General features: G+C 42.6%; 10 protein-coding genes. 4 read left to right on the top strand and 6 right to left on the bottom strand.

Annotated features, from left to right (window positions below; translation table 11 throughout):
• Positions 1-214 precede the first annotated feature (214 nt).
• On the top strand, positions 215-487 hold the full coding sequence (locus B3J29_RS04475; RefSeq protein WP_175967334.1) for a hypothetical protein: 273 nt from the start codon (positions 215-217) through the stop codon (positions 485-487).
• A gap of 11 nt (positions 488-498) precedes the next feature.
• Here B3J29_RS04475 and gloB read toward each other — a convergent pair whose 3' ends face one another.
• Entirely contained in the window at positions 499-1,233 is a 735-nt protein-coding gene (gene gloB / locus B3J29_RS04470; protein ID WP_175967335.1) for a hydroxyacylglutathione hydrolase, read from the bottom strand.
• Between the two features lie 120 nt (positions 1,234-1,353).
• Positions 1,354-1,938 (bottom strand): flavin reductase family protein, encoded by a 585-nt coding sequence (locus tag B3J29_RS04465; protein ID WP_175967336.1) that lies wholly within the window; start codon positions 1,936-1,938, stop codon positions 1,354-1,356.
• 116 nt (positions 1,939-2,054) lie between these two features.
• On the opposite strand from B3J29_RS04465, the gene B3J29_RS04460 reads away from it, so the two are divergent.
• Positions 2,055-2,876 carry a PhzF family phenazine biosynthesis protein gene (locus B3J29_RS04460; protein WP_175967338.1) on the top strand — a complete coding sequence of 274 codons (822 nt, stop codon included), beginning with the start codon at positions 2,055-2,057 and terminating at the stop codon, positions 2,874-2,876.
• A 141-nt stretch (positions 2,877-3,017) separates the two neighbouring features.
• The gene (locus B3J29_RS04455; protein WP_175967340.1) at positions 3,018-5,783 is read left to right on the top strand and encodes a M16 family metallopeptidase; all 2,766 of its coding nucleotides are present in this window, start codon (positions 3,018-3,020) and stop codon (positions 5,781-5,783) included.
• 271 nt (positions 5,784-6,054) lie between these two features.
• Here the strand turns inward: B3J29_RS04455 and B3J29_RS04450 are convergent, their stop codons facing one another.
• Entirely contained in the window at positions 6,055-7,119 is a 1,065-nt protein-coding gene (locus B3J29_RS04450) for an amidohydrolase family protein (RefSeq protein ID WP_175967341.1), read from the bottom strand.
• Between the two features lie 107 nt (positions 7,120-7,226).
• A complete protein-coding gene (locus B3J29_RS04445) occupies positions 7,227-7,622 on the bottom strand; it encodes a DUF3144 domain-containing protein (protein ID WP_175967342.1) in 396 nt (131 codons plus the stop codon).
• A 110-nt stretch (positions 7,623-7,732) separates the two neighbouring features.
• Between B3J29_RS04445 and B3J29_RS04440 the strand changes: the two genes are divergently transcribed.
• Entirely contained in the window at positions 7,733-8,365 is a 633-nt protein-coding gene (locus tag B3J29_RS04440; protein ID WP_004786345.1) for a hypothetical protein, read from the top strand.
• A gap of 19 nt (positions 8,366-8,384) precedes the next feature.
• Here the strand turns inward: B3J29_RS04440 and B3J29_RS04435 are convergent, their stop codons facing one another.
• Together B3J29_RS04435 and B3J29_RS04430 are read right to left on the bottom strand one after the other, a co-directional pair.
• Positions 8,385-9,839, bottom strand: a complete 1,455-nt coding sequence (locus B3J29_RS04435) for a CYTH and CHAD domain-containing protein (RefSeq protein WP_286964482.1) — start codon at positions 9,837-9,839, stop codon at positions 8,385-8,387.
• A 121-nt stretch (positions 9,840-9,960) separates the two neighbouring features.
• Positions 9,961-11,418, bottom strand: a complete 1,458-nt coding sequence (locus tag B3J29_RS04430) for an inorganic triphosphatase (protein ID WP_175967344.1) — start codon at positions 11,416-11,418, stop codon at positions 9,961-9,963.
• Positions 11,419-11,717 lie beyond the last annotated feature (299 nt).

Raw genomic sequence — 11,717 nt, 5'->3', positions numbered from 1 at the left:
AAAAGTGTCAACACACCCTATTAATATTCAAATATTTAAAACAATAATTGTTTATATATTATTCATTTTAAATTAGGAATTAGCGTGGTTTGAAGTTTTAGAGTTTGAATAAGGCTGAAAAATATACAATCCAGTAAAGTTTCTGAGTATTCAGATCATGGTGTTAGGCTCAGCCCTTTATACTGTCATGGATATAATTTAAATAAGATTGATGATGACTGAATTAAATATTGAACAGTACGTCAAACAGCAAATTGAACTTATGCAGCAACAAAGGCAGGAGCCGGTTGCTGTGATGCTGGGTCATGAAGACTGGCTGGATTTTTCGGTACAGTCCAAGGTGGTGTATACGCCGTTCGGTAGTGCGCGTCGTTATCAACCTGCTTTGGGTGGATTATTGCTGGTCAGGATTGATGAAATGAATGCGGTACGAGTGGTCACCCAGCAAGAACTGGATGACTATGCTCAGCTGCATCAGCTGCTCTAAGCAGCTATAGTTTAAAACGAGTCTTTCATCACGCGTAAACGTTGAAACTCTTCGACACTGTCTGCGCGTAAAAAAGGATTGGTTTCCAGTTCTGCTGCAATAGTACTGGGTAAGGTGCATTGTCCAAGCATGCGCATACGCTCAACCTGTTCGAAACGTTCCAGAATTGCTGGATTATCCGGTTCTACATGTTTGGCAAACTGTGCATTCGACAAAGTGTATTCATGCGTGCAATAAACCTGGGTACGTGGCGGTAGGGCAGCCAGGCGAGCCAGAGAGTGGTACATCTGCTGATAAGTACCTTCAAATACCCGTCCACAGCCCATGGCAAACAGGGTATCGCCACAGAACAGCACATCAATAGCATCCAGGAAATACACGATATGGCCTAGGGTATGCCCCGGTACGGCGATAATCTGTACCTCAACACCATGAAAACTGAACTGGTCGTTATGTTCAAGTGGATGGTTAATAAACGGAATTTTTTCCAGCTCAGCTTTTGGGCCATATACCGGTAATGATTGCTTTTGAATTAAATCTGGAACACCAGCGATATGGTCTTTATGCCAGTGGGTGAGCCAGATCTGATTCAGCTCAAGCCCATGTTCGGCGCAGTAATTCTGAACTAACGCAGCTTCAGTGGGATCAATGACCACGACCTGATGCGTCGGTGTATGTTCAAGTAACCAGATATAATTTTGTAATGAGTTTTTGACATCAATACAGTGGATTTTAAACGGCATCATAAGACATCAGACCAAACAGATATTATGGATAAAGTAGCATAAATTCAGGCAGTCTGACTGTGGTCAAAGCTGCCTGTTTACAAGAATTTTTTATATGATTTGTTTAAAAAGATCAGTCATTTATTCTGCATCTTTGACTGTGACAGCTTCGCCAATGGTATAGAAGTGGCCACCGGCGACATGATGAATACTTTTCCATTCTTCGCTGACTTCATGATAGTACCAGTGCCCATTACGGAACACCCGATCATCGGCATAAGCGGCAATGACCTTACCAATAAACAGGTCATGGGTCTGCTGGTTATGTGGCTCGGAAATCAGCTCACATAAAATCCAGGCAGCACAACCTTCTACAACTGGGATCTCTTGATCTGCGAATTTGAATAATTTCACACCGGATTGTTCCAGTTTGTCTGGGTCATTGTACAGACTTAATGTCCCCAGGCTATAGACCATTTCCAGCTGTTTAAGGGTCGGAATCTGCAGGGCAAAGTAGCCAGAATTTTCAATTATTTTTCGGGTCTTGGTGCTTTTATCTAGAACTACGGTGACTTTTGCTGGACTAAATTCGAGTGCACATGCCCAGGCAGCGGCCATGACATCAGTATCTTGCTCATCATTGGCAGACACCAGTACTGTTGGGCCGTGTGTAATCAGACGATAGGCTTTTTCTAAAGGTACAGTTTGAATATGTGAATTGTTCATAAAGAACCTTAATGAGTGAAAAGAGAGAAAAATAAATCATTTGATTCACAGCATATAAAATTCCCCTTCTGGAAAAAAGCTTTTAAACTAAACACCTACATACAGGAGTAAAGAAAATGAAAATGTACCAGGTGGATGCTTTTACGACAGCTCTATTTAAGGGAAATCCTGCTGCAGTCATCGTGCAGGATGCTTGGCTGGATGATCACCTGATGCAGAATATTGCCCTGGAAAATAATCTGTCTGAGACCGCTTTTGTCAAAGTGCTGAATGCAGAAAATTATGAAATTCGCTGGTTTACACCGACCAAGGAAGTGGATTTTTGTGGACATGCCACATTGGCCAGTAGCTTTGTACTGTTCAAGGATTTTAGCTCTGCAAAAACCATTTATTTTCATGTCAAAGATCTGGGCATTTTTACAGTATGCCAGGATGAGGATGGCAAAATCCGGATGAATTTCCCAATCCGTCAGCCTGAACTCATTACAGAATATCCGGAAGCCTTAAGACAGGCGCTGACGAAGCCTTTTAAAAATGTTTATCTGAATACACAAGGTTATATTATTGAATATGAATCAGTGCAGGATGTGCTGGATGAGCAACCCAATATTGAATTGCTGAAGCAGCTGAATGGAAAAAGAACCGCGATTACAGCAGCGGGTCCATTACTGGATGTCGCGATTACCGCTGGCGATACCCAATATGATTGCATATCACGTTATTTTGCACCGAGTAACGGGATTAATGAAGATCCGGTCACTGGTTCAATTCATACCGGGATTGCACTGATCTGGGCGGAGAAATTAAATAAAACTGAACTGGTGGCTTATCAGGCCTCTCAGCGTGGCGGTGTATTGTATTGCGCATTAAAAGAACAAGACCGCATTGAAATTTCTGGTTATGCCAAACTGTTTATGCTGGCCGAACTTTATATTTAATTAACATACTCAATAAAATACCGTGAAATTGCGCGGTATTTTATTTGGCTTCTCATAAAATAGACTATTCATAATAAAGACTTTTCTCTAAGATCAGAGTGACTGTAAATAAAAATTCACACTTAAAAATTTGGATGAACAATGCAAATACGCTTTAAACGTTTAAGCTTGGCGATTTTATTATCTGGCTGGACAGCGGCCAGTTTTGCACAGCCGGTATTGGTGAAAACAGAACAGAATATCGAAGAATATCGACTGGAAAATGGCTTAAGAATTATTCTTGCGCCCAATGATAAAGAAAATAAAGTGTTTATGAATACGGTTTATCTGACCGGTTCACTGAATGATCCGCAAGGCAAAGGTGGTCTGGCACATCTGCTTGAACATTTGGCATTTAAAGGCACGGAAAATGTAAAGGGAGATGAGTTTCAGCGCCGTCTGGATCAATATACCTTAATGACCAATGCCAGTACTGACTATTACTCAACCAAATATACCAATGTGATTCGTGCTGAGCAGACTGCGGTCAATGAAGTAATTTTCCTTGAAGCTGAACGTATGGATAAGCTTGTCCTGCAGGAAAAGTATGTGCCAACTGAAATTGATATCGTGAAGCGTGAGCGTGAAATCCGTCTGGATCAGCCATTTTCCGTGCTGATGGATCAGGTGTTTAAATCAGCTTATGGCAATCAATATCTGGGACGATTACCGATTGGCGATTTGAACGAACTGCAATCGATCAAGATGCAGGAGCTGAACCAGTTTTATCGTCATTGGTATGCACCGAATAATGCCCTCATGATTATTTCAGGCAAATTTAATAAGGCAGAAGTGCTGAAGCAGATTGATACCCATTTCAGCCCGATCCAGTCCCGCAAAGTGCCTGAAGCGGTAAAAGTGCCTGCGCTAAAACCTGAACAGATCAAACAGCGTGAATTTACCGTGCAAAAGGGTAGTGATCTGGCCAAATTTAATATTTATCTGAACCAGTCAGAAGAAGGTATTAAAACCACGCTGGCCATGTCTCCAATCTTATATACATTGCAACCTAGCGGACACCTGTATCAAAGTCTGGTCGAGACGGGTAAGACCACTACAGTGCAGTCTATGACCTGGCTGGATAAAGATTTTAATCTGGTGTTTATGGGTGCCATCTATGCGCCAAATCATCAAGTCAAGCAGGTTGAGCAGGGCTTGATTCAGGGGGTAGAGCAGAGCAAGCCATTTAACGAAACCGAATTAAACCGGGCTAAAAGTCTGACCCGAAACCAGGCGGACAATGTTAAAAACAGCGCAACCGCTTTAGGTTCGCGTTTAAGTGAATATGTAGTGGCTTATTCAGGTGACTGGAGCCAGTATTTCAAAGATCTGCAAGCCATAGAAAAGCTGGATGTCAATCAGATCAATCAGGTGTATAAGGCATTCTTTAAGCCAGAATATCGTATTTCTGGCAATATCTTGCCGACACCAGAAGATCAGAAAAAAGCACAGGAGCTGACCCAGACTGAAATGCCGGCTCAAACTCTGGACCAGCAGGCTGAAGCAGCAGAACCGCTGAAAGATGTCAGTGTCTATCAGGCAGAAGTAAAGCAGTATGTGGCGCAGTCAAAGCAATATTTACAGGCCAAGGACAAACAGATTCAGCGTGGCAAACTGAAGAATGGCATTAAATACGCTTTATTCCCGACCCAGACTCAGGATGACAAAGTTTATGCCACTATTGCACTTAATTTTGGTACGGCACAAAGTTTGTTCAATAAAAGCGAGATTCTGGATCTGACAGCTTACTTACTGCTGCGTTCTTCTGAAACCCAAAGCTTGCAACAGATTGCCGATAAAATTATTGAGTCCGGTGGTTCAGCCACGGCCAGTTCCTCTGAAAATGGCATGAGCATTCAGATCAGTGCCAAAAAAGAGAAGTTTGAAGAATTTTTCCAGTATGTGCTGGATGTGCTCAATAAACCGGCCTTTGAGCAGAGTCAGTTTGACCTGATTAAAGGACAAAGCCTATCTGCGTTAGACCGTCCTTATACTGAGCCCAATATGGTGGCAGGCCTGACCATGTCTCGCGCGACCGAGATTTATCAGCCGGGTGACCTTCGCTATCATTTTGAACCTGAACTGGCGAAAAAACAGATTCAGGCTGCTACTCGTGAACAGGTCGTAGCTTTATATCAGCAGTTCTTTAATACGCATCATGCCCAGATCGCAGTGACCGGGGAATTTAATCCGAAGTCCGTAAGTAAAGTCCTCAAAAATAACTTTGCGAGCTGGAAAGCTAAGCAGCCTTATGAGCGCTTAAGTGGTCAATATACAGTTTATCCGGCACAGAAAATCCATGCGTTGTCTGAACAGCGTGAGTTCGGTCATTATCAGGCTGTCATGACATTTCCTGTCGGTGCAGAACATGTAGATTTGCCTGCCATGCTGGTATTCCGACACATTCTAGGTGATTCACAGTTGTCTTCACGTTTAGCACAGGAACTGCGTGAGAAAAATGCGCTGGTTTATGGTTTCAGTGCCAATGCTCAGTATGATGAATGGATTGACTCAGGTGCATTAGGCATTCAGGCGAATTATACGCCTGGCCGATCAGCACAGGTGTCCCAAGCTGTGCATAAGGTATTGAATGAACTTTTGGTCAAAGGAGTAACCGAGCAGGAAGTTGAAGCAGCGAAAGCCACGATTTTGAAACAGCGCGTCACTGCACTGGAAGATGATCGCCGTATTCACAGCATGCTGATTCCACAACTGGAAAAAGATCACAATCTGATCTATCGGGAAAAACGCGATCAGGCCATTGCCAAGCTGACCAAGGCAGATGTCGATGCCGTTATCAAAAAATATGTTAAACCGGATCAACTAGTTGAAGTCATGGCGGATCAGTATGGGAAAGCGGTGAAATAAACTCCATAATTTTTATGAGTCAATGACGGTATCTTTTCATTTTGAATCAGTGTTTAGATGTCTATATGGCTACTTTTGTTTCGGCAAAAGTAGCCAAAACCATTTGTCATCTGCAAAACTCGTCCACCACTTTTACGAAATAAATTTATTATAGAAGCCATCTTCTTACGATGTAGTCCTGCCTCAAACAATTGCGGATGACGTTTCTGCGTATCTATGACCATGAAAAATTTTAATCTATTTGTTGATTCAGTTTTACCCAATAAGACTTCTATAAGCGATAAAAGCGTTTCGCATTCTCATAAAAAACCGGCTTTACAGCATGTTCGTCATAGTTCTGTACAATATCGCTAAAGGCATCAATGATGGTGACCAGATCTGTGCTGACACGATCCATCGGGAAATTAGAAGCGAACATGATGCGATCTTTACCGAAACATTGTAAGGCATGTTGGATTAGCGGAGTCGCGAGCTGAATCAGTTCATCTTTTTTTGCCAGTTTTCGATCTAAATGAAAACGGTGACCGAGTACAGGCATAAAAAGACCAGAGATTTTGCTATACACATTCGGGCATTTTGTCAGTTCAGCCAGGTCTTCTTTCCAGGTGTGAAAAATATAGTCTCGCTGCTGTGCTGTTTGTCCTGTCGCTTTACCGACTTTACCAAAGATGCCGGCAGGTGTGCCCAAGTGATCCAGCACAAGTGGTGTTTCAGGAAATGTTTTGGCCAGATGGGCCACATCAGAAATTTGGGTAGAATAAACCCAAGCATCAAAACTTAAATTGGCTTTGGCTAATTCCTCAAATCCTTTCAGAAATTTCTTGTTGCAGTATAAATGCGGCTCATCGGTCCAAGCATGAATGCCTTTATCGGCATGGAACGATGCCATTTTACGAATACCACGTAGTTTAGGCGAAACTTCCTGATGCAATTGCAACAGCTGTTTAAAGTTTTTTTGACGAGGGTCAGCTGTGGCCACAATGCCGCCTAGTTGAATATTTTGTTCAGCAAAAGGCAGTCCGGCAATAAACCTGGTTTCATTAACCACACCAGTACCTTTATGTTCATGCCAGCTTGCCTCTATATGCACAATCTGTTCAACTTGGTAATTGCCAATATCATGTTTGTAATTTTCAGGTAGGTAAGGCGCGGTCAGATGTCCGGTGAGGCCAATCGTATCAATCACCGCTTTGGGCTTGATCAGTCGCACCATCTTGTCCAGCAGTTTTGGATGTTTGCCAAATAATTTTACGGCAGAGGCTGCGGCATGCGGTGTGGTATAAGGGTCCCATTGATGAATATGCGGATCTATAATCGGAAAGGGCAGTTGCTGCATGATATTTTTGGTCGTCGTTTAATTTTTATTCATTTTTTATAGGATAAATACAGCATTAAAGTCAAATTAAAAATCAAAGGTTTAAAAAAAGCCCCGTAGGGCTTTCATTAATGATCATGGTCGTATTGATGCTTGTTGGCATGAAACTCTTCATTACGACGGAAACGTAAATAGTTTTCAAACTGCTCACAGTATTCATCGTAGTTATCTTCCAGCATCATCTGAAATTGCTGCAAGATATAAGACATGACCTGATCTTTAGCGTCGCGCATCTCGTTGCCATCTTTGAAATTGTTGGCAGCGACCCAGGTATTAAAGCGGGCAGTACCAAACAGCATTGCGGCGCTGACTTGGCCACGTTTTTCTGCCGGGTTTTCCTGAGAGCCTTTTTCTACACGGCTAAATTCGTTGGCCTGTTTAATAAATTCATCAGCACGTTCAAAGAATGCAGCATTTAACGCTTCTTCTTCGGTTACATCGGTTGCTTCAATCTTTTGAACCATGAATTTTTCCTGATAATAAAATCTTAATCACTAATTATAGGCAAAGCCTTGCAGAAACTAAACCTTTGCCTTAATCTAAAAATAGCCTAAGCAATAAAAATGTGAATCTCATGCAAGACGCAATTGCGGTACAGAGCCTGAAAAGTGATATTGCCTTATTGCGCCAGAATATCTGGCCACCGGCAAATCTGGCCAATGTTGAAGGATTGCCAATTTATTATGGCACCAAGTCGCAGGTCGAAGAATATTACAAGCAATGGCTGGGGTTGATTGAAAGGGCACAGGACCTGTTTCAGCCTTTTATGGAAGATGAAGTCCTGGATGCGATTCATTTGCCAAGTCATTTGAATTTACCCTTATTCTATTTTCATGTGGACCGCATCCGGATTAATAAAACCCGTGCTAAAGAATCCAAGACCTTTCGTGGTATTGCCAGCCTGATTGAAAAATGTGGACAATTTGAACCGGAACAGATTCAGGCCATGCAACGCTGGCTAGATAGTGATGAGACGGCGGCTTTGGTGGCACATCGTGAATTTGTAGATCTGCGTACTTATGTGTTCCAGCATGGTCAAAGTGAATACACTCGGACTCGATTTTATGTGAATGGAATCGTCCTGAGTGTTGAACCACATTTTGAGCTGGTTGATGCCCGTGATAAGCCGCGTAAGCAGCGCAGCGATAGTTATAGCGATCCGCTGGCTGATAACAATACCTGGAAAGTGTACGGCAAATATCGCTAGAGCGATTTTGCCTATTTATCTATTGCCAGAATGGTTTGGTGTGAGAAAATTTCTGTAACTGCTCGGCAGCCTGTTTCGACAGATGCTGCTGTTCTGCAGTAAGCCACCCGATGACAAACCATGCCTTGGCGTGTTTTTTGGCATAAGGTCTATACAGGCTTTCTGCGACAAACAGGTCATTATAATGACCCAAAGTTTCCTGTAAGGGTTTTAGCGCTTTCAGATATCTTTTGACTTCCTTTTCAGGAAACAGGCTTTGCAGAAATTCCACATTATAACGCAAGCGTTTAACCCGCTTGCGGGTTCGGTGGCGCGATTCAATATCCAGTTCCTGATAATTCTCTGCATCTGCACAGACTTTCTGGTGCAATTTACTGAGTCCTTTACACAGGATTTTATGTGAGGACTTTTGCTGTTTTTCACTCTGATCCTGACTAAAACGTAACAGCTCCAGTATTAGCTCCATCGTGTCGGGCTTTCTGAATAGTTGACTAATATCCGCCTGATCCTGCTGGGCTGGAGGTAATTGCAATACTGGTGAACCTGCCGCTTCTAGCTGAGGAAGCAGACTTTCAGCCAAAGCATCGCGATCCCGGGTAGAACCTAATTGCTGGAAGATATTTCGTAACTGATCCTGCCATTCCTCTGGTAAATCCTGATGATAGGGCTGGAAGATTTTTAAGGCACTGCGTAAACGCCGGATAGCGACGCGGGCCTGGTGCACATGGTCACTATTGTAATTCTCTAGCGCAATCGCCGTCGCATTAGGAAACAGGTGAGTCAGACAGTTGGTGATAATTTTTTGCAAGATATGATGAATATCGTCTTTAGCTGCGAGTTCTAAAGTTGTTTGATGCTGGACCGGAAGATCAGTTTCATTATTCAACAGGGCATAACCACGTTCAGATTTGCTGCGTACATCCAGCCATAACTGATAGCGTTGAATCCAGGGTTTAACAAAATCAATTAGGTCACTAAGTCTGCCACTTTTAAGCTCAAATTCGACTTCATAAATGTCCAAAGTTTGGCCTTTAGAACGAATCTCACCTCTGTCCAGTGCAATTTCAATCTGACTTCCTCGGTAATCTTCAACCCAAAGATCCCGCTCTACATCAGTTTCAAATTGTAGAGACAGAGTCGTATCTAGGGTGTGAAGTGCCTGTTTTAGAATCTTCCGAGCTTGTTTATGCTTGCTATAAACTTTTAAATCACACCTATCCGGTGCAGTATCCAATGCTTCTTCCAGTTCAAAGCGTTCAAACTGATGCTGGCTCGGTGCTTTTAAGGTCTGAAACCATTGACGGTCTTCCAGACGCTGCCGGAGTGCAATTTTGTGCTGCTGTAACTGCTGATCGGAAGTATCAAAGTATTTGGCACATAAATGATGTCGAGTCGGCACGTACTGCTGAAAATCTTGTTCGAATTGGTGACGTATACTTTGCGGAATCTGGAATTTGAGTTCGATTTCTGCCATCGGGCCATTCCTTCTCGATGAAGCTCATAACAATCAATATAGACCAAACAACAAAAGTATTGTGATGTGCTTGTGCAACAAAAAAGCACGCCGTAGCGTGCTTTGAAAGTCAGTTAAATACTTATTTAAGGAATTTGCGGCTGACCAGAAACTGTTCTGTCTCTTCCAGTAATTTTTGTGCATAGACTTCCTGTTGTGCGGTCAACCAACCCAGCACAAACCAGTCACTGGCTTCCAGCTCGGTCTGTTGAATATAGACTGCAGAAGAGGCTAGCGTCTGATATTCATTGGCTGCCTGCTGTGCATCATTTAAAGCCTTGCTGTATTTTTGCAGGTTTTTGACATCATAAATTGTGGTCAAAATCGGGAAGCTGAATTTTAATTCCTGAATGCGAATTGCTAGCTGATCCAGACTTTCAAAATTCGTAATATCAGTCTGGTTCATCTGTTCCTGCAAAACTTTGTATTGTTGCTGCAGGCTAGTTTGCGCTGCAGATTTCAATTCCTGCGACTTAGCTTCATCTGTACTTAAGCTAAAGACCAGCAATTCCAGATAGTGATGCACATTCTGGGTGGACTTCACCAGATTGCCCAGCTTCTCTTTGGCATAAAGGATATCTTTAGTCAGGTTCTCTGCGGTTGTAGGATTTTGCAGGAAACCAGCCAGAGTGTTTTGCATGTGCTGTAAATGTTGCAGATGTTCAAACTGGTGTTTAAATGCGGCAAGCTGATGCGCCCATTTGTCTGAAACTTGAGGATGCCAATCTTTAAACAAAAGTAGGGTCAGATAGAGATGATCTAAGGCCTGTTGTGCCTGATCAATATGTTCCTGTTCTGCCACTTGCGCGGAGATTGCCGCGATATTGGGCAATAAGTGCTGCATTTGCTGGGCCACCAGATGACATAGGTTTTTGCCTGCACTATCTTTTTTGCTGATCTGGAATTCTTTGGCAAAAGTAGCAGGACTTACGTTCTGATTAGTCGCTAACAGATTCCCGATTTCTGCTTTACTACGTACATCCAGCCACAACTGATATTTTTTGACCCATTCAAAACTAAAGGCCAGCAAATCCTGAATTGAGCCATGCTTTAACTCGAATTCAACTTCATGCACCTCCTGCTCAGCATGAGGAGTGCGAATACAGCCGATATCCAGACTGACTTCGATTGACGTATTTTCATATTCAATCACGCGCAAGGTACGGGCAATATCGGTTTCAAACTGAAGTTGCAGCTGGTCAAACTGATCACCTAAAGCGCGATTAAGCAAGGCTTGCGCTTCAGCAGAGTGGTTGTAAATACTCAGGCCCAGCTCAGGCGACTGTTCTAATTCACCCAGATCATGATTATGCTCGAAACGTTCAATGTGGCTTTTACCTGCCGCTTTTAACGTCTGAACCCAACGACTGCCTTCTAATCGCTGACGTAGGGCAATTCCATGCTGGGCCAGTTGACGGTCTGCAGTATCATAGTATTTGGCTTGAAGCTGGATCTGTTGAGATTTCTTGGGATCAAGTGCCTTAAGCAGGGCAGTACGGCGTGCCGCGGGAATCTGGAACTTGAGTTCAACTTCAACCATGATAATCATCCTGTCTATTCAATTTATTGAAAAATATTAAAAAATAAATTGAATTTTTATTCGCTTGCATGAAATTCCGATATGAAATGGAAATATTTTTTAGACTTTTGAGCGGCTGATTGTAACGAAAAACCAATCTGATGTAAGACTTGACCGATTGAAAAAAAAATGGAAATGGAAAAATTAACATGCCGATCTCATTCACCAGTTTTTGCTGAAAGCATGACAATTCAATATCTAAGCCAAATTCAGGTACTGAATTGCATGAAAATAAAGGTACTTTTAATTGCCTAAATTAT

Origin of the sequence: Acinetobacter sp. UBA5984, assembly GCF_002429925.1 — a bacterium.
GTDB lineage: Bacteria > Pseudomonadota > Gammaproteobacteria > Pseudomonadales > Moraxellaceae > Acinetobacter > Acinetobacter variabilis.
Note: the sequence above shows the minus strand (reverse complement) of the source record. Positions and strands in the feature narration are given on the sequence as shown.

Coding starts and splice junctions, on each gene's coding strand:
- B3J29_RS04475 (WP_175967334.1), top strand. CDS start 215: ATGACTGAATTAAATATTGAACAGTACGTCAAACAGCAAATTGAACTT.
- gloB (WP_175967335.1), bottom strand. CDS start 1,233: ATGATGCCGTTTAAAATCCACTGTATTGATGTCAAAAACTCATTACAA.
- B3J29_RS04465 (WP_175967336.1), bottom strand. CDS start 1,938: ATGAACAATTCACATATTCAAACTGTACCTTTAGAAAAAGCCTATCGT.
- B3J29_RS04460 (WP_175967338.1), top strand. CDS start 2,055: ATGAAAATGTACCAGGTGGATGCTTTTACGACAGCTCTATTTAAGGGA.
- B3J29_RS04455 (WP_175967340.1), top strand. CDS start 3,018: ATGCAAATACGCTTTAAACGTTTAAGCTTGGCGATTTTATTATCTGGC.
- B3J29_RS04450 (WP_175967341.1), bottom strand. CDS start 7,119: ATGCAGCAACTGCCCTTTCCGATTATAGATCCGCATATTCATCAATGG.
- B3J29_RS04445 (WP_175967342.1), bottom strand. CDS start 7,622: ATGGTTCAAAAGATTGAAGCAACCGATGTAACCGAAGAAGAAGCGTTA.
- B3J29_RS04440 (WP_004786345.1), top strand. CDS start 7,733: ATGCAAGACGCAATTGCGGTACAGAGCCTGAAAAGTGATATTGCCTTA.
- B3J29_RS04435 (WP_286964482.1), bottom strand. CDS start 9,839: ATGGCAGAAATCGAACTCAAATTCCAGATTCCGCAAAGTATACGTCAC.
- B3J29_RS04430 (WP_175967344.1), bottom strand. CDS start 11,418: ATGGTTGAAGTTGAACTCAAGTTCCAGATTCCCGCGGCACGCCGTACT.